The sequence below is a fragment of the Chryseobacterium sp. CS3K3.1 genome, assembly GCF_059515165.1.
Genome location: NZ_JCAKRV010000019.1, coordinates 45580 through 68993, shown reverse-complemented (window position 1 = coordinate 68993; position 23414 = coordinate 45580). Strand labels below are relative to the sequence as shown.

At 36.0% G+C, this 23414-nt stretch carries 23 protein-coding genes and 1 pseudogene; 18 read left to right on the top strand and 6 right to left on the bottom strand.

The genetic code is table 11. From position 1 onward, the window contains the following. Window positions 1–94: 94 nt before the first annotated feature. The 4 genes from AC5YGI_RS17105 to AC5YGI_RS17090 form a co-directional block, all read right to left on the bottom strand. Window positions 95–2170, bottom strand: a complete 2076-nt coding sequence (locus AC5YGI_RS17105) for a type IA DNA topoisomerase (protein WP_330746799.1) — start codon at window positions 2168–2170, stop codon at window positions 95–97. 24 nt (window positions 2171–2194) lie between these two features. Next, on the bottom strand, window positions 2195–3595 hold the full coding sequence (locus AC5YGI_RS17100; RefSeq protein ID WP_120231289.1) for a DUF3945 domain-containing protein: 1401 nt from the start codon (window positions 3593–3595) through the stop codon (window positions 2195–2197). A gap of 240 nt (window positions 3596–3835) precedes the next feature. Further along, window positions 3836–4054, bottom strand: coding sequence for a hypothetical protein (locus tag AC5YGI_RS17095; protein WP_120231288.1), 219 nt, complete (start codon window positions 4052–4054; stop codon window positions 3836–3838). A gap of 30 nt (window positions 4055–4084) precedes the next feature. Continuing rightward, entirely contained in the window at window positions 4085–4864 is a 780-nt protein-coding gene (locus AC5YGI_RS17090) for an XRE family transcriptional regulator (RefSeq protein WP_330746798.1), read from the bottom strand. 61 nt (window positions 4865–4925) lie between these two features. Between AC5YGI_RS17090 and dinB the strand changes: the two genes are divergently transcribed. Genes dinB through AC5YGI_RS17075 form a run of 3 tightly spaced genes read left to right on the top strand, consistent with a single transcriptional unit; the run spans window position 4926 to window position 9782 of the window. Next, window positions 4926–6074 carry a DNA polymerase IV gene (gene dinB, locus AC5YGI_RS17085; RefSeq protein WP_330746797.1) on the top strand — a complete coding sequence of 383 codons (1149 nt, stop codon included), beginning with the start codon at window positions 4926–4928 and terminating at the stop codon, window positions 6072–6074. Window positions 6075–6090: 16 nt separating this feature from the next. Next, window positions 6091–9144 (top strand): DNA polymerase III subunit alpha, encoded by a 3054-nt coding sequence (locus tag AC5YGI_RS17080; RefSeq protein WP_330746796.1) that lies wholly within the window; start codon window positions 6091–6093, stop codon window positions 9142–9144. A 29-nt stretch (window positions 9145–9173) separates the two neighbouring features. After that, complete coding sequence (locus AC5YGI_RS17075) at window positions 9174–9782, top strand: alpha-ketoglutarate-dependent dioxygenase AlkB family protein (protein WP_330746795.1); 609 nt, start codon at window positions 9174–9176, stop codon at window positions 9780–9782. Between the two features lie 100 nt (window positions 9783–9882). Here the strand turns inward: AC5YGI_RS17075 and AC5YGI_RS17070 are convergent, their stop codons facing one another. After that, a complete protein-coding gene (locus AC5YGI_RS17070) occupies window positions 9883–10023 on the bottom strand; it encodes a bacteriocin-like protein (RefSeq protein ID WP_110010354.1) in 141 nt (46 codons plus the stop codon). 420 nt (window positions 10024–10443) lie between these two features. On the opposite strand from AC5YGI_RS17070, the gene AC5YGI_RS17065 reads away from it, so the two are divergent. The 12 genes and pseudogenes from AC5YGI_RS17065 to AC5YGI_RS17010 all read left to right on the top strand — a co-directional run bounded on the left by AC5YGI_RS17065 (window position 10444) and on the right by AC5YGI_RS17010 (window position 18899). Next, window positions 10444–11049 (top strand): hypothetical protein, encoded by a 606-nt coding sequence (locus AC5YGI_RS17065; RefSeq protein ID WP_330746793.1) that lies wholly within the window; start codon window positions 10444–10446, stop codon window positions 11047–11049. 17 nt (window positions 11050–11066) lie between these two features. Further along, window positions 11067–11873 (top strand): exodeoxyribonuclease VII large subunit, encoded by an 807-nt coding sequence (locus tag AC5YGI_RS17060; protein ID WP_330746792.1) that lies wholly within the window; start codon window positions 11067–11069, stop codon window positions 11871–11873. A gap of 14 nt (window positions 11874–11887) precedes the next feature. Further along, window positions 11888–12250, top strand: a complete 363-nt coding sequence (locus tag AC5YGI_RS17055; RefSeq protein ID WP_047433501.1) for a hypothetical protein — start codon at window positions 11888–11890, stop codon at window positions 12248–12250. A 353-nt stretch (window positions 12251–12603) separates the two neighbouring features. Further along, a complete protein-coding gene (locus AC5YGI_RS17050; RefSeq protein WP_047433500.1) occupies window positions 12604–12789 on the top strand; it encodes a hypothetical protein in 186 nt (61 codons plus the stop codon). A gap of 253 nt (window positions 12790–13042) precedes the next feature. Continuing rightward, window positions 13043–13289, top strand: a pseudogene (locus AC5YGI_RS17045) (Crp/Fnr family transcriptional regulator); the annotation flags it as partial. 45 nt (window positions 13290–13334) lie between these two features. Beyond that, window positions 13335–13637, top strand: coding sequence for a Crp/Fnr family transcriptional regulator (locus AC5YGI_RS17040; protein ID WP_330747664.1), 303 nt, complete (start codon window positions 13335–13337; stop codon window positions 13635–13637). 199 nt (window positions 13638–13836) lie between these two features. Further along, window positions 13837–14082: a hypothetical protein gene (locus AC5YGI_RS17035; protein ID WP_330746790.1), complete on the top strand. Its 246-nt coding sequence runs from the start codon at window positions 13837–13839 to the stop codon at window positions 14080–14082. A gap of 165 nt (window positions 14083–14247) precedes the next feature. Next, window positions 14248–15072, top strand: coding sequence for a helix-turn-helix domain-containing protein (locus tag AC5YGI_RS17030; RefSeq protein ID WP_047433498.1), 825 nt, complete (start codon window positions 14248–14250; stop codon window positions 15070–15072). A gap of 224 nt (window positions 15073–15296) precedes the next feature. Continuing rightward, a complete protein-coding gene (locus tag AC5YGI_RS17025) occupies window positions 15297–16208 on the top strand; it encodes an alpha/beta fold hydrolase (RefSeq protein ID WP_330746789.1) in 912 nt (303 codons plus the stop codon). Between the two features lie 26 nt (window positions 16209–16234). Beyond that, window positions 16235–17143, top strand: coding sequence for an alpha/beta fold hydrolase (locus AC5YGI_RS17020; RefSeq protein ID WP_227942476.1), 909 nt, complete (start codon window positions 16235–16237; stop codon window positions 17141–17143). A 64-nt stretch (window positions 17144–17207) separates the two neighbouring features. Continuing rightward, window positions 17208–17651 carry a Rid family detoxifying hydrolase gene (locus tag AC5YGI_RS17015; RefSeq protein ID WP_330746788.1) on the top strand — a complete coding sequence of 148 codons (444 nt, stop codon included), beginning with the start codon at window positions 17208–17210 and terminating at the stop codon, window positions 17649–17651. Between the two features lie 702 nt (window positions 17652–18353). Beyond that, window positions 18354–18899: a peptidoglycan-binding protein LysM gene (locus AC5YGI_RS17010; RefSeq protein ID WP_496169040.1), complete on the top strand. Its 546-nt coding sequence runs from the start codon at window positions 18354–18356 to the stop codon at window positions 18897–18899. A gap of 491 nt (window positions 18900–19390) precedes the next feature. Here the strand turns inward: AC5YGI_RS17010 and AC5YGI_RS17005 are convergent, their stop codons facing one another. Next, window positions 19391–20941, bottom strand: coding sequence for a T9SS type A sorting domain-containing protein (locus AC5YGI_RS17005; RefSeq protein WP_330746786.1), 1551 nt, complete (start codon window positions 20939–20941; stop codon window positions 19391–19393). Window positions 20942–21621: 680 nt separating this feature from the next. Between AC5YGI_RS17005 and AC5YGI_RS17000 the strand changes: the two genes are divergently transcribed. The 3 genes from AC5YGI_RS17000 to AC5YGI_RS16990 are packed head-to-tail and all read left to right on the top strand — an operon-like array spanning window position 21622 to window position 23405. Beyond that, window positions 21622–21855, top strand: coding sequence for a recombinase family protein (locus AC5YGI_RS17000; RefSeq protein WP_496169039.1), 234 nt, complete (start codon window positions 21622–21624; stop codon window positions 21853–21855). Next, on the top strand, window positions 21821–22057 hold the full coding sequence (locus AC5YGI_RS16995; RefSeq protein ID WP_330746784.1) for a hypothetical protein: 237 nt from the start codon (window positions 21821–21823) through the stop codon (window positions 22055–22057). Before AC5YGI_RS17000 ends, AC5YGI_RS16995 begins: the two co-directional genes overlap by 35 nt. Before the next feature lie 7 nt (window positions 22058–22064). Then, a complete protein-coding gene (locus AC5YGI_RS16990; protein WP_330746783.1) occupies window positions 22065–23405 on the top strand; it encodes a hypothetical protein in 1341 nt (446 codons plus the stop codon). The last annotated feature ends 9 nt before the right edge of the window (window positions 23406–23414 follow it).

The window sequence follows — 23414 nt, the reverse complement described above, 5'->3', positions numbered from 1 at the left end:
TTCCGATTTACTGTGTCTATGCGTTATATTGTTAATTAAGTTTGCTTTTATAAGAGTCGTTGTGAGATTAGGAAATCAATAGTATTGAGCTGCTTTATCGTCTTTTTTGTTCAAATTCAAATGAACTTTCAGCTTTTTCGTTAAGGATGATATGGGCATTAAAAGTTTTACCTGATCTGCTTTTCATACCCTTGATTAATGCGGTTCTCCCGTTTTTGACAAGTCTTTCAATGTCGGCTGTTTCGATCCGGGTTCCGCAGATATTTCGGAATTGATACCAGTTACAATACGTATCAGGACATTTTATAACACGATCATCAATCATCAATGACTGGGTTTTACATTTGGGACATACAATACCGGGAAGATGAGTTCTTTCAATTTTTATCTGCAGTAATTCTTCCGTAATCGTCATCGTGTAGTTTTCAATGTTCTTTTGAAATTCAGCAGCACCCAATTCATTATTCTCAATATCCTCCATGGACTGTTCCCATTCTGCAGTCATAGAAACGTCCGCAATTTTTTTATCCTTAACTAAATCATATACCTGTAAGCCTTTATCAGTAGGAATAAGCAGTTTCTTTTGCCTTCTGATATACCCCCTGTCAAGCAGTGTCTCAATAGTAGAGGCACGCGTGGCAGGAGTGCCGATTCCGATATTCTTTACATATTTTCGCTGCCATGTTTCTTCAATATTTCTGCCTGCATTTTCCATTGCAGAAAGCAGGGTTTCTTCGGTATAAAGGCTGGGAGGCTGCGTTTTCTTTTCCAGAACAGCAAACATTTTAATCTTTAGATCCATTCCTTCTTTTAACTCAGGAAATTGCCGGATTTCATCGATACCTTCAGAAAAATTGCCGTTGATATGGTGCCAGCCTGTTTGTAATATCTTTTGTCCCTTAGCTGTAAAATCATAGTGAAGTACCTGTAAACTGATTTCTGTGATTTCTTTGACACATGGCGGTGAGACGGCCTCAAATAGTCGAAAAGCAATCAGATCATATATCACCTTTTCTTCTGAAGTAAGTGCTGAAGGTATTTTTTCTGTAGTAAGCAGCCCGTGATGATCGGTAACTTTAGCATTCTTGACAATGCTTTTATTGAAGTTTCCCCATGGGATTATGCTTGCTGCGGTTTTATAAGGCTCCCATTCCTGCAGTACTCTTATGAGATCTGGAATGTCCGGCCATAGATCTTCTGAAATATATTGGCTGCCCGTACGTGGATAGGTAATGAACCTTTTTTCGTAAAGGCTTTGGGCAATATCGAGTGTTCGCTCAGCACTGAAGCTGAATCTTTTATTAGCTTCCTTCTGAAGGCCGGTTAAGTCAAACAGAAGAGGAGCATGTTCTGTTATGGGGTGTGAAGTAATCGCAGTGACTGTTGCTGTAGTCCTGTTTCTTTCCAGTGATTTTACAAAGTCCTCAGCTTGTTTTTTATCGCTGAATTTGAGTACTCCAAGACTTTTGAACTCCACAAAATCTTTTTGATGCATAAGCTCAATCTGCCAGTATTGCTGGCTTGTGAACTCTTTATATTCTCTATAACGTTTGCAGAGTAAAGCTAAAGTGGGAGTCTGGACCCTTCCAAGTGAATATAACCCGTCATCTGCTGCTATAGTTAGTGCCTGGGTCGTGTTAATATCTAATAACCAGTCGGCTCTGTTTCTGCACTGAGCAGCATGGAATAATCCATCATATAGGTGACCCGGCTTCAGATTTTGAAAACCGTGCCTAATGGCTTTTTCAGTGAGTGAACTGATCCATAATCTTTCAAATGGCAGGGTACAGTTCAAATACTCATAGATGTACCGGAAGATCAGTTCCCCTTCTCTTCCTGAGTCTGTAGCAACAATAATACTGCTGCATGATGTAAACAATTTTTCTATGATTTTTAGCTGTTTGGATACGCCAGGATCAGTTATCAGTTGTTTATCTTTTCTTACTTTTCTGATGGTTAATTTAAAAGGGTCAGGTAAAATAGGTAAAGTCTGCTTTTTACAAGCTGAAATGCCATAATCTTCTGGCATCCCGAGTGTAATCAAATGGCCAAAAGCCCAGGTAACGGCATAGCCATTACCGGTCAGATATCCATCTTTCTTTTCTGTTGCTCCCAAAACCATTGCTATTTCTCTGGCAACACTTGGCTTTTCTGCTAATACTGCTTTCATAATGATTATTAATTGAAGTGGGTATTATAGGCGTTTTCTAGCGCGGAACTGGGCTTTGTCCTGTTTTAACTGCTGGCTTTTGTCTTTAGGTGCCTGCTGACCCTTTTGTAGAGGCTCCTTTAAATGCTTGGTGGCTTCGTTGGTCTTGCCTTCTGAATTCACTGCTGTCTGGGTTGTATGCTCCTCAGTAGGCTTTGTCTTATGTTGGATTTTATCAGGATTCTGAAATGAGAAATCGATTTTTCCGTTCTCCTTATTAAGAGTGATATATCCCTGATAGGGCTGATTCTTTTTATCCAGCAATCCGTCGAGATAAATCGTTTGGCCTGCTTTAAACTGACTATACTGCTCGTCACTTAATTCTTTGCCTCTGAATGATCTTGGTATCTCTGTCTGTGTATGGGTTTGAGATTGTTGCTGAATCTGCTTTTGATCAAAAAGAAATTCAACATACTTTTTATCAGCATTAAACTGGACATGGGCATTGAAAGGTTCCCCTTTAGTAGAGATCATCCCTTCCAGATATAATGCTTTGCCCTCTATAAGCGTCTGCTTTTGGGCTTCATCTAATCTAACACCCTTGATTTCATCAGGAATTCTGATGTTTTCTACTTTGTAGGCAACAAGTTCATTAGTCAGCCGGTCTCTGCTGATAAGGGAAGGAATGATTTCATCAGTCTTTGGATTGACAAGATCTACAACACGTCCCATATTTCCGGTTTCCATTAGATTTTTACGGTCTTCAGCAGTAAATTCATGACCTAGAAACTTAAAATTGAAATTAGGTTCTTTTCTGATGCCGTGGAGATTGATCATGACATTGCCGGCATCATTAGTGCTGAGTGAAAGACGGGCGTCTATCCGGATAAGCGCTGTTCCGAGATTAAGACTGATGGGAACGAGACCATTGGTTTTGAATCCTCTTAGCATGGGTTCCAGGGCATTGGCTTTTTCTAATTTTTCCTGCGTCAGCCCAAATTTTGACATCATATCCCAGTCGATCTGATCCTGGGAGTACTGATATTCTTTTTCTGATGATGGATTTGTACTCATTGTAATGGTGTTTGGGGTTACTATTTTATAGGTCTTCAGAAATTCTTCACCTTTACTGCTTGAATGCTTGAGGTAATGCTCAATCTGTTTTCCAATTTTTTCAGATTCTTTGAGAGGAGAGGTAAAAAAATTAAATGAAGTAGGGTTTTTGAGCTGGCTGAGGAAATTGGAAAAAAAGTTGGAAAATAAATCGCCCTGCTTATCAATTTTTAAAAACTGATTCTGGTTTTTCCGGGTATTGGATACTGTTTTCAGATCACCTTTTTCATCAACAGTTTTTACCACTTCTATTTTGTTGGTCTTAGGGTTTAAAACCAGCAGAGTATTAATTAATGCAGGATCAGGATTTTGGGTATTTGCTATATCTTCCATGATGTTAAGTATTGATTTAACATCGAAGTTAGACCTATTGGATAGGAAAAGTTAAAAGTGGAAGTAGATGGGGATATTTGGCTGGGATTGTCTGGAAAATACCAATAAGACATTAATTTTTTAACAGCTTTTTGTTGCTACTATGGTAAAAATAATTAATTTTACGCCGTCTCGATCGAGACGTTTTTTTTTCATCATTTGTGTTTTTTGTCCTGTTTTATTATTGATAAAACAGGATTTTTATCTATAACTGGAGTGCTTTTCAAAAAGATTCATACCAATAATTTTATTATGCATGTTGTCATAGATCAGTTCTACCGAAAAATTTGAAATTTCATACAAAACATATCTTGATTGGGAAACCATTCTTTCACTGATGATGCGTCCATGAGTTAGTACAAGTTCATATTGTGTCTGGCGATCGGTTAAATTCTGAAAATCGTAATAGGAGATATTCATAGTTATAATAATGGGATAGTGTAAATTATTTTAATCTAATTTTTTTGAAAACTTTTCATCAAGTATCCGGATATCTTTTTGAATCCCAAGCAGTATTTCCTTCACATTATAGTTTTCAAAAAGCTCAGGTTCAAAATCTTCAGGAAATATTCCAGAAGCATACTGCCATACTTCAACGATTTCTCCGAAAGGAATATCATAAGGTGTATAAAATGAATTGTCAGCTGCTACGGTTATTGATTTTTCATTCAAAGAGATAAGTCTTTTATAAGAGATACCATCATTCAGGGTGACGAAAACATAACTTTTGCCGGACTTTAAATCCTTGATATTTTCTATATATTTCCCGACAATGTAAGAACCGTCTTTAAAGGGCGGCATGGAATCGCCTTTTGCCGGAAACGCTCTGTATTTTCCGTTGGTCAGAAAGGGTAGTGAAATTCTCTGTAAGCTTTCAATATATTCAGGATCACTGTATCCTGATAAATATCCCATGGAGGCTTTTTGGGGAACAATTTCAATACTGTTGTTACCTAATTGATCAACGATAACTGGTAGAACAATTCTATTATCCGGAAGTCTCAATACATCTTCTAAAGGATATTTCCTGATATCCACTGTCAAAAGAAGATCAATACTTAAATTGAAATACTTTGAAATTCTGATCAGTATTTCGTAGGGGGCTTCCGAACGCCCGTCCTCATATTTTGAATACCGGACCCTGCTCAGCAAAATTTTATCCGCCAGTTCCTGCTGGGATAATTTTTTCTGAGTTCTTAAAAACCTGATGTTATCTGAAAAAATTGACATTGATACAAATTGTATCTGCAAATATATGAAAAATGATACATATAGTATCTAATTTTGTGACGTGAACCGGGCGATTGTACATATGGATCTGGATACATTCTTTGTATCCTGCGAGAGACGTAATAATTCTCAGCTTGACGGAATTCCCCTGATTATTGGCGGAGGTGACCGTGGAGTGGTAGCATCATGCTCCTATGAAGCAAGGAAATTTGGAGTCCGTTCTGCCATGCCGATCCGAATGGCAGTCCGGTTGTGCCCTGATGCGAAAGTCATCCGGGGAGACCATGAGCTGTATTCCAATTTATCTCATACCGTGACTGAAATTATCCAGGAAAGAGTTCCGGTAATGGAAAAGGCGAGTATTGATGAGTTTTATCTTGATCTTTCAGGTATGGATAAATTTTTCGGTTGCTATCAGTGGACCCAGGAAATTGCGGCAGCTGTTACCAAAGAAACAGGACTTCCTATAAGCTTTGCTTTATCTGCTAATAAAACTGTTTCAAAGATAGGAACGGGAGAAGCGAAACCGGTGGGCCGACTGGAAATTAAAGATTTAGAGATCAGATCTTTTTTAAACCCTCTATCTATTAAAAAGATTCCGATGATGGGAGACAAGACTTTTCAGTTATTATCAAGAATTGGAATCCGTACCATTCATACGCTGTCTGAAATGCCCGTTCTGGTTTTACAGCAGATGATCGGCGTGAACGGAAAAGAGCTTTGGAAAAAAGCTAATGGAATTGATGAAAATCCTGTAGTTCCTTATTCTGAAAGAAAATCCATTTCTACGGAAAGAACCTTTACCAATGATACTATGGATGTTTCAGAATTGAAAAGGCTGATATCGGGAATGGCGGAACAGTTAGCGTATCAGCTCAGAAAGGAAAAATGGCTGACATCCACAGTGGTTGTAAAAATACGGTATGCCAATTTTGATACCGAAACCAAACAATGCAGAGTTTCTTATACTTCTGCAGATCACACCCTTTCAAGAGTGGCTCTGGAATTATTCAATAAAGTATATACCAGAAGAATGAGACTTCGTCTGGTAGGGCTGCGCTTTACCGGCCTCGTGCATGGGAATCACCAGATGAATCTGTTTGAAGATACTGAGGAGCAGATGAATTTATATCAGACCATGGATTATCTGAAAAACCGCTACGGTATGGGAGCAGTTGGGAGAGCTTCAGGTTTTGATTTTGAAAAATAATTTTAAATTTTTAATAATGTTTTTGAATTGTCATTCTTTTCACAGCCTCCGATATGGGACCCTATCCATAGAGGAATTGGTGAAGCAGGCTTATGCATCAGGGAGTACAGAGCTAGTACTGACGGATATAAATACCGTTACCGCTATTTATGATTTTAAGAAAGAATGTGAACGGGTTGGTATTAAACCTATCGCAGGCGTTGAGGTACGCAAGGAAGGCAAACTGTTGTATATTGCTGTTGCAAAAGAGTTTTCAGGAATAAGAGAAGTCAATACCATTATTACTCAGCATAACTGTGACGATAAGGAACTTTCAGAGACAGCGCCGGAATTTGAAAATATCTTTGTGGTTTATCCTATGAGTAATATCCCGGAAGTCTTAAAGGAAAATGAACGGGTTGGGGTGAGAATAGAGGAACTGAATTTTTTGATAAGACCTGAGTACCAGAAACTGATTTCCAGAATGGTAGTTCTGCATCCTGTTACATTCAGAACCGGTGAGGAGTATAAACTGCATAAAATTCTCAGGGCCATTGATCATAATACCTTATTGTCAAAGCTCACTAAACGGGATATATGCAGGGAATCAGAATATTTTATGACTGAAAAGGAGATTGCAAAGGCATTTGAAAGATATCCGGAGATTGTTACAAGAACAAAAGCAATGCTGGCACAATGCAGCTTTGAATTTGATTTTAAAAAGGTAAAGAATAAACAATTTTATACAAAATCAAAAGCAGATGATGTAAAATTACTTCGCAGGCTGGCATATTCAGGACTGGAAAAAAGATACGGAACTCATCATGAAATGGCCAGATTAAGAGTGGAAAAAGAACTGAAAGTGATCGATGAACTTAATTTCTGTTCTTATTTTTTAATAACCTGGGATATTATCCGTTACAGCAACAGCTTGGGGCTTATGCATGTGGGAAGGGGAAGTGGTGCTAATTCTATTGTAAGCTATTGTCTGGGAATAACCGACATCTGTCCTTTGGAATTGGACCTGTATTTTGAACGTTTCTTAAATCTTAACCGGAAGTCTCCGCCTGATTTTGATATCGACTGGAGCTGGCAGAACAGGGATACGATATTGGAGTATGTTTTTGACCGGTATGGAAAGGATCATGTAGCCTTTTGCGGAACCAATGTGGAGTTTAAATACCGGTCTATTTTCAGAGAAGTGGGAAAAGTGTTTGGACTTCCTAAAGAAGAATTGGATGATCTGGCGACAAAGCCTATGGAAGACCATGACCATAACACAGTGGTTCAGATGGTACAAAAGTATGGTAAGCTGCTGGAGAAATTTCCCAATCAGAGAAGCATGCATTCCTGTGGAATTCTGATTTCTGAAGAACCTATTACAAGTTATACGGCACTTGAAATGCCTCCCAAAGGTTTTCCGATTGTTCAGTTTGATATGAATGTGGCAGAAGATATCGGGCTGGAAAAATTTGATATTCTTTCCCAGAGAGGATTGGGTACCATCAATGATACGGTAGCTCTTATTAAGAAAACAAAAGGAATCGCTGTGGATATCCGCGATACATCACTGTCAAAAGATGAAGAAAAAACCAATGAATATCTGGCGATAGGAAGAACCATCGGCTGTTTTTATATAGAATCTCCCGCCATGCGCGGTCTTTTAAGAAGACTTAAGTGTGATAATTACAGAACACTGGTCGCCGCTTCCTCCATTATCCGGCCGGGAGTGGCTCAGAGCGGAATGATGCGGGAATATATTTTCAGGCATAACCATCCGGATCAGTTTGAATATTTTCATCCGGTATTTGAAGAGCATCTGAAAGAAACCTATGGCATTATGGTATATCAGGAAGATGTGATTAAGATTGCCCAGTACTTTGGAGGATTATCATTAGCGGACGGGGATATCTTACGAAGAGCCATGAGCGGAAAAGGAAGATCGATTAAAAAGCTTCAGCAGATAAAGGATAATTTCTTTGCATCCTGTAAGGAGAAGGGCCATTCGGAACTGTTGACAGCTGAGGCATACAGACAGATTGAATCTTTTGCCGGGTATTCTTTCTGTAAAGCACACTCGGCATCCTACGCGGTGGAGAGTTATCAGAGTTTGTATTTAAAGGTATATTACCCATTGGAATTTATGGTGTCAGTGATTAATAACCAGGGAGGATTTTACAGAACTGAAGTCTATATTCATGAAGCAAAAATGTCGGGCGGAAATATCCAGGTTCCCTGTATTAATAACAGTGAGTATCAGACAACACTGAAAGGGACGGATATCTATCTGGGATTAATGCTTTTGGAAGGGCTGGAAACAAGAATTGCCCACGGTATTGTCGAGGAAAGAAAAACCAACGGAGTATATACCTCATTGGAGAATTTTATAAGACGTATTCCCATTGGTATTGAAACCATACAGATCCTGATTTTTATCGGCGCCTTCCGGTTTACTGGAAAACCTAAAAATGAACTGCTTGTTGAGGCGAGAGTTCTGCTTGTTAACTTTAAGCCTGAAAACAGAGGGCTTATGCTGATTGAAGAACCGGTTCAGGAATTTAAGCTTCCTGAATTAAAGCGGGAACATTTTGAGGATGCCTTTGATGAAATTGAACTCATTGGGTTTCCTGTTTCATGCAGCCCTTTTGATCTGTTACAGACCCGGTACCGGGGTTCTGTTTTGGTGAAGGATTTATTGAAGTTTCATAAGCAGCAGGTTAAAATGCTGGCGTATCTGATTTCAAGAAAACATGTACCCACGAAGAAAGGCACCATGTATTTTGGTACGTGGATCGATGTGAACGGAGATTATTTTGATACCGCTCATTTTCCTGACAGTCTAAAGCAGTATGATTTTCAGGGCGGCGGATGTTATCTGCTCCTTGGAACCGTGGAAGTCGATTTTCATTTTCCTACCGTTACCATTCATAAAATGGCAAAGATGCCCATGATTCCTGATCCAAGGTATGCTTATGATAAAGAAAAACAATATGATATCCACAGGCAGATCAGGGAAGATGTAAGCATGACCTATAGAGAACCTTATCCGCAGGCCCATGAGATTGGATTGCCAAGACATAAGATACAGTAGTAATAGTAAAATTTTTGATAAGAAGAATTATGAATCAGTTAAGTTTATTCGATACAGAAGCGTTCTATGAATTTCCAAAGGATCTTTTGGAATACAGGGAACATTTTCTAAGTAAAGAGCAAGCTGATCAGTTAAAAGATAAGCTGCTCAATACCGCGTCATGGGAACAGCGTACACAGAAAATGTATGATAAAATGATATTGACTCCACGGCTGACAGCATGGTATGGGGATTCAAAAGATTATGGTGCTCAAGAAAAAGAAAGGGCAAGAAATCCATGGACTCCTGAACTGTTCTTGCTCAAGGAAAGGATAGAAAAAGAGTTTAACTGTAAGTTTAATGGAGTTTTATTAAATCTCTACAGAGACCATAATGATTCTGTGGCCTGGCATAGAGATAAAGAAAGCCGGTATGGTAAACGGCCTGTGATTGCCTCTATCAGCCTTGGGCAAACCAGGAACTTTGATTTCAGGAAAAAAGACCACCATGCCAGTAAGTACAGTTTACCGCTTCCGCATGGTTCTCTGCTTATCATGAAAGGCGATTTGCAGGAAAACTGGGAGCATCGGATAGCTAAATCTATAATACCCATGAAAGAGCGGATTAATCTGACGTTCAGGTTAGTTCTTGATTCTTAGGTGTGTATAGATGTTTTTAAGGTAATAACCTGTTTTTCATGGTTTACTGTTATTGAAAGTATTTTGAAAATACGTATCTGAAAAACAGGTTATTCTTTTTTTATGGCTCAAGCCCAGGGCCGCCACATGAATTATACGGAACGCATGTTAATTTATCATTTATAAAACATAGTCTGGTACAATCTGCTCCGCCAACAATTGTTTTTAATTCTGCTTTGTTAAGCTTTTTTAAATTTTTCATATTAATATATTTTATGTTCACAACAAATCTCAAGAATAATTATTATATAATAGTTTAAATTAACGAATTTTAACGTTCAAACCTTGTTTGTTACTTTGCATTCCAAAATTGATGTTCTAAGAAATGATCGTTTTTTAACAATAATACTATATTCGTTGACCCCATGCTTTTTCTCTGTTCTATCAGATCTGGTAGTACAATAGTTGTTATAATTTATCAAAAAACTTCAACCGGCAGGGTTCCATTTTTCTAGGGATAAAATACGACATGTTTTGTCGTTTACGGAGTGTATTTTTGTAAAATAAAATGGTTGATAATGTGGATGCATATTATTGGGAATTCTAGCAATTCTAGGTTTGAAAAGTTAAATTAATAAAATAACAATACCTTTGAAGTCATTTAATTTTGAGTTTGAAAAACATGCAGGGAAATGAGTTGGCATATCAGGTTTATTCTCCGGGATCGGTACTTGGCCTTTTTAGTAATGCATTAAAACTTAATGCAACGGTTAATCTTATTTATCTTAAGGGAAGATACTCTTTTGGTGGTGGGAAAGCCTATGGAAATTATTACTATGATAATTTATTTTCAGAATCTGATACAATTTCTATTGGGGTACGGGTTTCTGCGTTACTGAGAAGTAAGATTGAAAATAATGAGATTTATACCCTCAGAGGATATATTGAGAAAAGTATTAAGAACTCTTCTGTGGAACTTCGCTTTGTAGTCGATGAGATTATTCAGCAGGAAGAACGCGCAATTTCGGAGGAAGAATTACAGAGATATGAGCTTATCCAGAAGAAGCTTGGGAAGGGCTCCAAGGACCTGGAAACTGTGATCAGAGAGAAGATTCTGAAAGATGAGCCGATCAGAATTGCTAACATTTATGGAAATAATGCGATTGTACAAAGAGACTTCGCAGAAGGATTGGATGTTTCCAGAAGTATTTCCAGGTCTCGGAATATACCTGCAGTATTACTTCATCGACCTCTATTGTTTCCAAACTTGAAGAAGTTTCAGCATTAGGCTACGATATCATAGCATTGGTAAGAGGTGGGGGAGACAAACAAAGTATGGAAACTTTTAATGATTTACAGCTTTCAGAATTGTTTATTACAATAGAAGCAGTGACTGTCACAGCAATAGGGCATACGGTAGATGAAACTTTGCTCGATAAGCTGGCAGATAAAAGATTTCATCTTCCTCATGATTATGGAGCAGGGCTTCACTCCATCGTTGAAAAGTTGTCTCATGAGAAATCAAATTCCCGGGCATTACTGATTGATGAAGTTAAAAAGGATGTAGGCAAACAGTTTGCAGAGCAAGTGTTAACACTGGAAAAGCAGCTTAAAACGAAAAATGACGAATTTACCGAAGCACAGAAAAACTTTAAGGAGCAGGCTGAAAACCAGATAAAGATTTTTACGGAGCAGCTTAAGGTTCGTAATGAAGAGGTAGAGAAGTTAAAGAAGGATCTTACTGAAAAACATGGTCAGCAGGTAAAAACTTTAACAGATCAGCTTTCAAAAAGAAATGAAGAGTTCCAGAAATTTCAGGAGTCTTCGGCTAAACAGCTTCAGGAAACACAAAAGAGTTTTTCAGAACAGCAGAAACAAAGACAGCAGGAAATGGAAAGCTATAAAAAGGAACTCAATGTTTTACATGAGAAAAACTTACAGTCAGTTATTAATGAGAAGACAGCTTCTCTAAAGGCTGCAGTAGAATCTTTACAGCAGGAAAATGTAAGACTGAATACGGAGGTTAAAAATAGTAAAACAGATTATCTAAAGATTGTCATCGCAGCTGTTATAGCTTTAGTAACAGGGTTTTTATTGGCAAAGTTATTTTAAAGCTGCATAACATTATGGAAACTACTAAAATAACAGAAATTAATAATATTATAGATACTTATTTGAATTTTGAATCTCTTTCAACTATTGATGATGAGCAATATAAAAAGATTGTAATTGAATTTTTTAAAAAGCTGGATCAATTAAAGAAGAAAGGAATACTCATAGATAATGAGCTTATACGTTTTATAAGTGAGAAGTATTCAGAGATTTCAGAAAAATTTGAAGAAAATCCTATCTATGAAGAAAGGATTCAGAGGATACTTCCGGAAATAAGTGAGTATTGCCCACCTCCTTACTTCTGGGATAGCCCATTACATAATTATATGAAAAATAAATGGGGATTAACTATTAATGCTTCTGGTCTACAACTATAATTCCAAGCGGAACTTTAACTCGATTTTTACATATATAAAAAACAAAATAGAATTCAATAGGATTGTTACTATGGCATTTACCACTTGTTAAAGAATATTTTTATCCAAACGGCTTAATTTTTGCAATTTTTTTAACTGCCGGATATTAATCATATGATGGTAGTTAACAAACAAAAAAGAGAGGGAAAAGTAATCAGCCTTCCTTAAAGTTCGGAGCATAGTTTTTAACCTCGCATCTCAGTTAACTGAATAGGGGAAAACTGTTTTTAAGGCTGTGCTGATAATCTCAAAAATATCAGCGCAAGTAACTGGAAAAAAATTGTAGAGTACTATTATTTTAAAAAAATACTGTTATGAACGTTAAACGCACATTTGGAACAATACTGACTGTTTTAGGAATCGCAGGTTTGATTTATACAGGTTATGAATTGATTAATAAAAGCTCAGCCTATACGACTTTAGGAGTGATCGGAGTTCTTGGACTGATATTCTTTTTTTCGGGGATTGGTCTTGTCAAAAATACTAAAGACGAGGCATAAATACGTTATTTTTAAAGAAGATTGAGAAGCAGTCTGAAAAATTAAAAAGCTACAGGTGCGGATATTGGAGCGTCTTTAGTAATTATTTGGGCAGCCAATAGATCGATATCTGATTTTTAGGAGTTGGGCAGATGGTCATTGAGACATTTATTGAAGGGCTTTTTTGCATATGAATGGCCCAAAATTTGTATGTAAAGTTACTGCCAATTTTTGCTAAGATATTCATTTGGAACCATAACAAAATATAGATAATATGATCATCGATGAAAATCTTTTGCTCGAAAATGGAGCCGTTTACGAGGATTATCCCGCAAAGGAAATTATTTATGAAATGGGAAGTGTTCCCCACTATTATTTCCAGATTGTTAAGGGTACAGTAGAACTGAATAATTATCACGAGGATGGAAAAGAATTTACCCTGAATATCCTCAGAAGGTCAGAGTTTTGGAGAATCTTTACTTTTTGCCAATAAGAATTATCCGATGAATGCCATCGCTAAAACTGACTGCATAATTCTGAAATTACCAAAATCCAACTTTCTGAATATGTTGAGTACCAATAGAGAATTGATGTTTACAATTTTCCGTCATCTGTCAGACCGTCTTTTCGATAAGTATGTGATGCTGTTCAACAATTCATCCACTGACCCGATGTCGAAAATAAAATCATTAATGGATTATTATAAGGATAGTTCCTTAAAACAAAATCCTTACTCTTATCCTGTTCCACTTACCAGGCAGCAAATTGCCAATTTGACAGGTTTGCGGGTCGAAACAGTAATACGGACGATTAAAAAGATGGCACAAGAAAAGATCCTGAAGCTTGATGGACGAACAATTTTCTATTAATGTATTTTTATAGTAACCCAGGTTAGGTAAATCCAAAGTATCTACCAGATCTTCAACGATCTATGATCATAATCATCATAATCCTGTGCATAGGTTTTTAAATGATGACAATCATTCGTTCCACCATATAATAAAAAGAATCAGAAAATAGTGTTAAATTTGATTTGAACAGATCTTTACTATTTGAAAAACTATAATTATGAATGAAGAACTAAAATTTAATCCAGTGGATCAATTTCCTACCCAGGTAGAAGGAGAGCAATTTTCGAGAACTGTTTTATTGTACGATAAAGATTTAGATAATTTTGATCTGGGCTATTATGACTTTGAGCTTCAGAAATGGCAGGGCATGGAAGGTTTTCAAATGGATGTAATTTGCTGGTCCTACATTCCTGTACCTAATGAATTACAAGTTTCGGGATTTGATTCTGTTACTATTGATTAATCAAGGAACCAGATTACTTTAGATACATGAAAGTAATTGGAACTAAAGTATAATGAACTCTTGGATAATAAAGAAATACTGTTGACATTACTGTTATATTATTCCTTATTTTTACAGTAGACTTCTAATTAAGTTGATGTACATAGCAATTTTTAAATCATTATAATGATAAAGGAATTTTCATTTAAAAAATTTGGGAATTTAGAATTTAGCAAATCCTCCGTTCAAAATGATACCCTCAACAAAATAAACGAACATATCAAAGTCCTGTTCATTCCACAGAAAGCTATTATACAAGTGGATTTTCAGGAGATTGAAATGAAAACAGATACCTTATTATTTATTAATCCCCATGTCATCGTAAAGCCCTGTGAAACTATCGGCGGGCAACTGATGCATTTTAACAAGGATTTTTACTGTGTGGAAATTCATGATCATGAAGTTGCCTGTGATGGTATTCTGTATAACAATGTGTTTGAAATTCCATTCATCAATTTAAATGAAGAACAGTCTGCTGATATACAAAAGATCATCAGTGATATTCAGTCCGAATTGAAAAATGAAGATTCCGGTACAGAAGAAATGCTGAGGACATTGTTAAAACTGATCATTCTTAAATCTACACGCATCTGGAAGCAGCAACATCAGCTGGCAGACAATATACAGCAGGCCGATGTCCAATTTCTGCGGAAATTCAGCAAATTGGTAGAACAGCATTTCAAGACTCTCCATACTGTAGCTGATTATGCTGATTTGCTTTGTATTACGCCAAAAAATCTAAGTAAAAAAGTAAGCCTGGTTAGTAAAGACACACCAAATGAAATTATAAAAAACCGTATTATACTTGAAAGTAAGCGTCTTTTAGTACATACTACAATGAGTGTCAAAGAGATTGCCTACACATTGAATTACGAAGACGACGCCTATTTTGTCCGCTTTTTCACCAAACACACGGGAATATCCCCAACCAGTTTTAGAAAGCAGTTTTAACCAGATATTTCTCCAATATCCAGTACAAGCACAGCCCTGATCGGTTGTGCTTTTTCATATTTACACCTTTCTAATCCTAAAAACAGATTGTTCATAATACTACTGGTTCCTGTTGGGGCAAAAAGTACAATTCAAAGCGAAAACCATCCATTGATACGCCTTCGGAATTACCCCAACTTTGCAATAACAAAAAGGAACAATAACAACAATTAAATAGTAAAGACATGAACAAGTTTACAGTAAAAGACGGAACAGAAATTTATTTCAAAGATTTAGGTGAAGGGCAACCGATATTTTTTCACCATGGATGGCCATTGTCATCCGACGACTGGGATGCACAGATGATGTTCTTTCTGGAAAAAGGATATAGAGTTGTTTCCCATGACAGAAGAGGGCACGGAAGATCGACTCAAACCTATAAGGGTAATGACATGGACACGTATGCAGCGGATGTTGCAGAATTGGTAGAGTACCTGAATTTAAAAGATGTGATCCACGTAGGTCATTCAACAGGTGGTGGCGAAGCAATAAGATATGCTGCCCAATATGGAAAAAACCGCGTATCTAAAGTGGTTTTAATAAGTGCAATTACACCTTATATGATTGCTGATGTCAATAATCCTGAAGGGGTGCCACTTGCTGTATTTGACGATATCCGCCATAATACACTTCATAACAGACAGCAATTCTATCAGGATCTTACAGTGCCTTTCTACGGTTACAACAGAGAAGATGCGGTTATTAAAAAAGGTATACAGGACAACTGGTGGAGACAGGGAATGATGGGTGGTATCAAGGCACAATATGACTGTATCAAAGTCTTTTCTGAGACCGATTTTACAAAGGACCTAAAAAGTCTGGAAATACCTGTTTTAGTACTCCATGGTGATGATGATCAGATTGTGCCTTATCAGACTACGGCAGTAAAGGCTGCAGAACTTCTTAAAAATAGCCAACTGATCATTTATCCGGGCTATTCTCACGGCATGCCTACCATCAATGCTGATGTAATCAACAAGGATATCCTATCATTTATAAAAGAATATAAATCAAGAGAGACAAAAAGTACAATTCAAAGCGAAAGCCGTCCATTGGAAGGCCTGAGGAATAAGAGCAACTTTGTAGTGTCAAAATAACAACAATAATAAATATTTAAAGAAACATGAAAAATTTAATTTTAGCAGTCGTATTATTTACAACATTAATTTCAAACACAGTTTTATCACAAACAAAAAGAACACCAGCAGCCTTTGGAAGAGAAGAATATATTGAAGTAGAGAAAAATGTGAAACTTCATGTAACGGACCTTGGTGAGGGAGAGCCTATTGTTTTAATTCACGGATGGCCATTGAGTGATGCCATGTATGAATACCAGTATGCCGATTTTATCCAAAAAGGATATCGTGTGATTGGTATCACTTTAAGAGGATTCGGACTGTCTGACAAACCGGGAGGCAAATATAATTATGATGTATTTGCAGATGATATCAAGGTTGTTTTGGACAAATTGGATGTTAAAAATGCTACAATCGGCGGATTTTCAATGGGTGGTGCTACAGTGATTCACTATGTAGCCAAATACAATGCGGCCCACGTTTCAAAAATGGCTTTATTTGGGGCAGCAGCACCGATCTGGACAAAAAGGGCAGACTTTAATTATGGCCTGTGGACTAAAGAAGATGTCAATGGTTTGATACACCTAAACAACACTAACCGTCCGGAATTATTCGCCACATTCGGTAAGATATTTCCAGCTAATGAGACCAGCGTTTCCCAAGGTCATGGTGCTTGGTTGGGAGGCATTCAGGCTCAGGCATCACCTTATGCAATGGCTGAGGGATTAAAAACTCTGAGGGATAGCGATTTGCGTAATGATTTGAAGAAAATAACAATTCCTACTTTGATCTTACACGGTAAGCTGGATAAAATCTGTTCTTATGATCTTGCGGAACAAATGAATATTTTGCTTAAAAACTCAACGTTAGTTCCTTTTGAAAAAAGCGGTCATGCCTTGTTCATCGAAGAGTTGGATAAATTTAATACCGAATTATTGAACTTCATCAAAAAATAGGATAAGTACAGTATGAGGTTAGTCTAAAAAGCTAACCTCTTTTTTTAATATCAAATGAACCAAAATGCACAGATTTATATTGCTTTTCTTAGCCCTGACATTGTTGTCATGCAGTACAAAAAAACAGATTGTAGCAGTAAAACATACGGATTTACCAAAAGCCATAGGTCCCTACAGCCATTCAACCGGCTATGAAGATTTAGTGTTTGTATCGGGCCAGATAGGAATAGATCCAAAAACAAACCGCTTAAAAGAAGGTTTTGAAGAACAAATAGTACAGATTTTTGAAAACTTAAAAACTATTCTCAGGGACAATCATTCCGATTTTGATCATATCACAAAGACAACCGTTTTTATTACAGATATGAAACAGTTTGATGTTTTTAATAAAATATATGGTACTTATTTTCGTGATCGTTTTCCTGCAAGAAGTACAATCGAAGTTTCCTCTTTGCCCCGAAATGCGAGTATTGAGATTGAATGTATAGCCGTTAAGAAAGGTTATTAGCACAAATTTCCATTACATAAAATAGTTTAGAGGAACACTGAATACAAAACATTACCCTCTTAATGCTGTTGTCTGAAAGGATTAAGAGGTAGTTTAGATTTAAATTTTAGGGTATACTTTGGTGAATTTCCGGGAGTATTTTTATTGTATCTGTTAATTACATTTTAGATTTTGCTTGCTCCAATAAACTTAATAAGTTCTGGAGTCAGTCTCACTCAAAGTTCCCATGCTTTTACTGCTATCTTTTTCAATTTTCAAGAAGCTTGTCCATCTTGATTTTTTAACTTCGAAGTAACTTCCCAGGCTGAATCCGCCTCTCAATGAATAGGTAACTTCCGTATACGTTGTTGGTGTTGTTTTTAATACATTGTCAAGTAAGTTTTTAATGGAAATAATAAGCCCATCAACTTCGTCTTTATCAATTGAATTGATATAAGTGTCTGAATAGGATCCGTAACCTTGCTTTTCAAATCGAACGGAGCGTGGGTATGTTTATACTAGAAATAACAGCAATTTATTTACGCCCTCAGTACTGTGAAAGTACTGAGGGCTTTGCTATTTATGTCAAAATGATAAACCGTGTAGTGATTTTACTACATGAACTTCCTTTTTCCACTACAAGGAAACTTTTAGCACCACTATAAATTTGCAGTATACAAAAGATAATAATTGAGTAAAAAATAACAATAAAATATACCCATCATGAAAAAACTAATCGTAATCTCAGCCTTAACTTTTGGAGCAATCCTATTGGGAACAAACAATGTTCAAGCTCAAAATACAACCGCAACTACAACGGTAAACATTACCCTGAACGATGTGATCTCTATCGATGCAGGAAGTACAGCCATTGGTAATACGGTAGATTTTAACTATGCTACTGCAGCAGATTACAACTCTGATCAGACGATTACTAAAGCCAACTCTTTAAAAGTTACTTCTACAAAGAACTTTAATGTTAAAGTAAAGGCAGGGGGTGCTAATTTTATGAATGGAACCAACCTGATTCCTGTGAATGTTTTAACAATCAAACCTTCTACCGCTGCCGGAAGTATGGGAGGAACAAAGACCGCTGTAGTATTATCTGCAACAGATCAAACTTTAGTATCCAATGCTCCACTTGGAAGTGCATTAACATTGAATTTAGACTATACTATTCCAGCTGCAAAATCTTCATCTTCTGATATTTTAGGTAAGCCAGCCGGAACTTATACGCAGACAGTAACATATACTGCAACAGCTTTATAAATAAAATTTTCATATTAATATTTTGTGATTTGGTGTTTCGAAGGCTTCCTCAGGGGGCCTTTGATTTTGTATGTATTGTAACGATATAGACAAAATTCAAAATCCGGGAATAGGTATCTGTCAGCTGTGAGGTAGAATCTATGTTTTTGGGCTGGTGGATAGGAACAGGAAGAAGTATCAGGGATATTTGAGGTTTGATAAGGGAATTGGGAAGTTTGAGTTTTCGTTTAAGAATGTGTGGAAGGAGGAGAAGAAAGAAGAGGAGGGGAAGAATAGGAAAAGAAGGAGGGGGATTTGAAAGCCTTCTGTGGGAAGGCTTTTGCTTTTGGGGAGAAAACAAGTGTGTAGGGGATTACAGTTTCAACCTTTATATTTCACTGCCTTTTCGGAAGCTGTTAATTTTAAATAAGGGTACTTTTTTCTGATCTTTTTCCTACTCTTAAGTTAAAGAGTATAAGAATTATGTCCTAACAAAGTTAGCAGCTCCAATATTACTTCTTTATCAATTTCTGAACATAAATTTTATTTCCTGAATTGATTTGTGACCAATATACTCCTTGCTTTGAGATCGGCAGTTGCAGCTGTTCCGGAGTCTGAGAGCATCTGAAATTTTCTTTTCTATAAATAAGTCTACCCGAATAATCAAAAATACGAACGCTTACTTTGCTCTCTTTTTCACATTTTATATTAATATTGTCTGAAAAAACTGTCGGGAAAATCTTGAAGCTATCTGCTTTTTTAGACTCAACAATTCCTAAGTTACTGTATGTGTATTGTGCAAGTGCAAATTTGCTGTTGCTGGGAAAATCTGAAGAAGAAGCAAATCCTGCAAGAATTATTTTTGATTCAAAAACCAAAGATGAATACGGAATATCCTGAAATCCTGAAAAATCTGTAATTACAACACCGGAATTTCCGAATTGTGTATCTAAAATCCCAGATAGATTAAATTTCATCATCGCAAAATTTTCATTACCGTTGGTCGCCGAGTACGTAGAACCAACTGCGATAATATTATTTGAAGAATCTAATTTCATATTTCTCAGCTGACCTCCGATACTTGGTAGAAGTGTCTGTACAACACCGTTCGTTCCGAAAGAATTTTCAAAAGAACCATCCACATTAAATTTTATTATCGTAAAGTTAGATGAAACATTGTTATTGCTTGATGAGAATGATTCTCCGCCTAGTAAAATACTTCCGTCACTTAAAACAATATTGGTATTTGACAGTGAGCTGCCTATATTCGTAACATTAAAATATCTGTATCCTACGGTGGCAAATGAAGTATCCAAAGTTCCATTTGGTAACAATCTTAATATAAACATTCTACCTTGGTTGGAGCCTGTCGTCAGCAAAAGATAGCCTGAACAAACGATTGTTCCATTTGGAGCAATATTTACGGCATTCAAATAATGGCGGTGATTAACAGGTGCAATAGTGAATAGTCCGGTATTATTAAATGTAGTATCAAATTGACCGTTCTGTAATAAACGCAAAACGTAACCTTCTGTCAATGCATTCGTGCCTCTTTTGTTACCGACCACAATTATTTTTCCGTCAGATTGCAGTTGACCGTTAAAGACATTGTCATCTGACTGAACGCCAAAATTGATTTCCAGAATACCGTTTGTACCGAAATTTGTAACATAATTTCCATTTTCATCAACTTTACAGACGATGATGTTAAAATAGCCGTCGGTGGCAAGCTTAGTTCCGAGAATGATCATCTCGTTGTTGCTTGTCTTTAATATTTTTTCAATTGATTTAAACGGAAGCTGTTTGATTCCGTTGCTCTGAAAAGAAGTGTCAAAAGAACCGTCAGAATTGTGTCTCACAAGATAAGCGCTGGTATTGTCAGTACCTCCAACCAATATTTTACTGTTGCTCACAGCAATCATCGACCCAATTTTCTCAATATTTGCGTTTGCATTGATGTCATAAACCATTTTTCCATTGGTTCCAAAATTATTATCAAGTACCTGAGCAAAAAACAGGTGTACAGATGATAACAAAAGAATAAAGATCGCTTGATATTTCATGATTATTTATTTAGCTAATTTCTGATATTTGACGATGGAGTCAGCGGTTTTATCCTGAAATTCAGCAGAATTTAACCACGCAAATATAGGCAAAAACTTCAATGAAAGAACATGAATCCCACTTTTGAGAATGCTGCAACTTTCATAAAGAAGGTTCGATAAAATATCTGAATAAATTGATTCGTATATATTTCGTGCATATTCTAAAATACTTTGAGTATTTTTAATAATTTTGAAGTTGTTAAATAAAAAACATTAAAAATCAACGCTTTTGTAAGCCAAGATGAACAATTATCGAATTAATAAGTTGATGATTTGGAAATATTGGTAAAGCTAAATTCTTAATACTATTAATTCTTACCACAATTATTAATCTTATATTTTAGACCATTTGTCCTGCATGGATTATTCGGTGGTTTTGTGAGATTTTGGTAAATGATAACATTTTACCTTTTTCACTTTAAATTTATTTTCTCAAAAACCTGTATCATTAAACAAAGTTTCATAAATTTATAGAGTATGAGTTTAATGTAACAAAATATGAAAATTGGGTATGCATGGGTTTCAACCAAAGACCAAAATTTGGATTTACAAATTGAAGCCTTAGAAAAAGTTGGTTGTGAGAAATTTATCAAGAGAAAATTTCGGGTGCAACAAAGAATCGTCCGGAACTAGATAAGATGATCGAACAGTTTAGAAAAGGTGATGAGCTTTATGTTTGGAGACTGGACAGATTGGGTAGAAGCTTAAAAAATATTATTGATCTTGTCTTAAGTTTAAGTGAAAAAGGAATTATAATAAAAGGGCTTGCAGATGGTGTAGATACCTCTACAATTAACGGACGACTATTTTTGAATCTCATGGCTTCATTAGCTGAATATGAAAGGATTACAGTCTGCAAGAGCAAGGGGTAGAACTGGCGGAAGACCAAAGGGGTATTCAAAAGAAACAATTTCTAAGTTAATAATTATGCGGTCTGTGTATAAAGATCCAACTAAGACTCCGGAGGAGATTTACAAGCCACTTGGTTTGACTAGAGCAATGTTTTATCGTTATGCTAAAATTCTTGATAATCATACAAATGAGGAAATAAAGAAAATGGCAATAAAAAACTAATTCCAAAATGGCAATAACTTCTATTATTAAAATCAGGCAGCTTCGTGATGAAATCAGAGAAGAAATAAAAAATATAGACTTAAAATCATTTAAAGACCAAACTTTTGGGTCAGAAAGTGAATATACTTACAAAGGATTAATTGCTGGGATTGAAGCATTATTAATTGACTTGTCCGTACTAACTAAAAGCGAAAATCGATTTATAAAGTTTTCTACCTACGGGGAGCGTAGCTCCTTGTTAGGTACACTACAAAATATCAAAACATATATTCACACACCTGGAAATCTTTATGCTCAAGTAGATCAACTAAAACTAAACTTACGCCCTTTTAATATCAGATATTTTGAAGATAGATTCGTTGAATTTGATAAAGGAATCGAAGAAATAAGTAGAATTAAGATAAATATTCAAGAGGATAAATTTGAGATACAGAAAGAAATAGAAGAAATAAAAACAAAATCAGAAGAAATTGCAAAGAGACAGGAGGAAAGTAAGGAGAAGTTAACAATTCTAGATGGAGAAATTGAAAAACTACAAGAGAAAAAAGAAGAATTAGAGGAGGAAATTAACTTATTAGAAGCTAAAAATGAAAAAATAGAAAAATTAAAAAACTCTTCTATTGATTTTCATGAAACAATAAAAACCTCTCTAAATGAAGTGACTTCGAACGAAAAAATTATTAAAAATTTTGCTACAAACGTTCAAAGATCAGAGGACAAATTAACTAATCTTCATGTAAAAATGGATGATAATGAAGAACATATAAGAAAATATACTCAAGAAAGGGAAAACTTACTTATTGATGCTGAAAAGATGTTAGACTCCGCACGTCAAGCTCTTAATTATTCTACAGCACGAGGAATAAGTGCAGCTTTTGAAACTCAACATGAAAATTCTAAGGGATTTTATAAGGTTGGAATATGGCTTGTTACAGCGCTTATTTTTATGCTTCTTATAATTTGGATTAGTTATTGGATTCTATCTGGCCAAAGTATTGAAACTAATGTATTGATTGGAAGAATTTTAATGATACCTATTCTATCAATTGGATTATATTTTTGTATTAGTCAATACAACAAACAAAAAACGATTATAGAAGATTATGCTTATAAAACTGTAATTGCTAAGGCAATTGTCGGGTTTTCTGAACAAATAAAGAAAAATGAGAATGAAAATACTGATGAATATGTCACTTACATGAAAACCGCGCTAGCAGAAATTCACCAAGATCCGTTAAGGAAAAGATCGAAAATTGATTCGATAAACTCCTCAAATGATGAAGTAGATCCTAACAAAATGCTTGAATTGTTTCAGAAATTTGCAGATATTTTTAAGGCAAAATCATAATAATCTCAA